We start from the raw sequence: 1557 nt of genomic DNA, 5'->3' as shown, positions 1-1557 counted from the left end.
GGCGAGGTCGCCGGGAGCGGGGCTCACAGGATGGCCCTGATCCCCCTCAGGTGCTGCCGTCACTTCCAGCATGCGTCCCCCATACCATCCTTCCAATACTTTCCGGCCCGTATCATCCACCAATACTACCCGGGCTGCGGTATCTTCCAACATATATTGCAATCGCTCTTGCGGATACTCCGAATCCAGCGGCACATATGCCCCTCCGGCTTTCAGCACCGCCAACAATCCCACCAGCATCTCTACCGATCGCTCCATGCAGATCCCCACTAATGCTTCCCCTGCCAGGCACCGGCTCAATACCTCCGAGCGCGCGTCCAGCTCCTCATAACTCACTTCTGCCGACCCACACACCACCGCTGTCGACTTCCCCCGATCTGCCGCCTGCTTTCTGAACCAATCCACCACCGTCTTACTTTCTTTATATCCCTCCCCTCCGGCATTGAATTCCTCCAGTACTATTTTCTCCTCTGCCTCCTGCAGCATCCTCAATCTTCCAACCACGCCTTCCGGATCCCTGGCGACCGATCGTAATAGTGCGCTATAATGACCCACCATCCGTTGCATCTCTTCTTTTCCATAGATCTTCGTGTTGTAGGGAATACGAATGCCGAGGCCGCCGCCTTCTTCCTCCCATACCATCATCGTCAGATCATACTTCAACCGACCCTCGCCCAATGCTATATTCCTCGCTTCCTCTTCTCCCAATGAAAATACACCAACCCCCTCTTTTGGCTGCAGCATGAACAACACTTCGAACAACGATCCTTGTCCTCCCACCTCCTTCTCGAACGGCACCTGCTGATGCTGAAATCCCTCCAGAACCGTATTCCTAACGCTGGACAATAAATGCACGAACGATTCTTCTCCGTCCACCCTCGTCCGCAGCGGCAGCGTATGGACAAAAAATCCGATGATGCCTTGCGTCTCTTCCATGGTGCGACCTGACACTGGTGTACCGACACAGATATCCTGCTGACCGGTATATCGATACAGCAACACTTTCCACACCGATAGCAGCAACATAAACAGGGTGACTCCTTCTTTCTTCGACACCTCTCTCAATCTATCCGCCTCTTCCGATGCCACGAGACCATGCACCGTACCCCCTGTTTTCTCTTCGCCCGCCATATCCCCCCGGTCCCCCAGCAACCGCAGGGGTTCCAATCCCTTTAGCTGCTGTTTCCAGTACATTATATCCGCTTCCATCTGTCCGGCAGGAAAATACTTCCGCTGCCATAAAGCATAGTCCGCATATTGTATCTTCAGCTCTTCCAGGCGACCTCCACGGTACACCGTTGACAGCTCCTGTAAAAGGATCGGCCAGGACCAGCCGTCCGAGGCTATATGATGAACTACTACCGCCAGCACATATTCGCCTCCGCTGCCGACCAGCGCTGCCCGCAGCATATAATCGCCGGACAGATCGAACGGGCGATCCATCCAGTCCTCCAGCTCTTCCTCTGCTTGCAGGCGATCCATCCGCCAACCCGCGCTGTCCTGCAACGCCTGATATCCTTTTCCCTCTTCTTCCAGCAACACGGTCCGCAATACCTC

At 55.0% G+C, this 1557-nt stretch carries 1 protein-coding gene; it reads right to left on the bottom strand.

What is annotated here, in order from left to right; translation table 11 throughout:
- The coding region (locus tag IEY39_RS29590; protein WP_188938388.1) for a condensation domain-containing protein at window positions 1-1557 on the bottom strand (1557 nt) is incomplete at both ends.

This window comes from Puia dinghuensis (assembly GCF_014642875.1).
In the GTDB taxonomy this organism is placed as follows: domain Bacteria; phylum Bacteroidota; class Bacteroidia; order Chitinophagales; family Chitinophagaceae; genus Puia; species Puia dinghuensis.
This window is presented reverse-complemented; position numbering and strand designations above follow the sequence as displayed.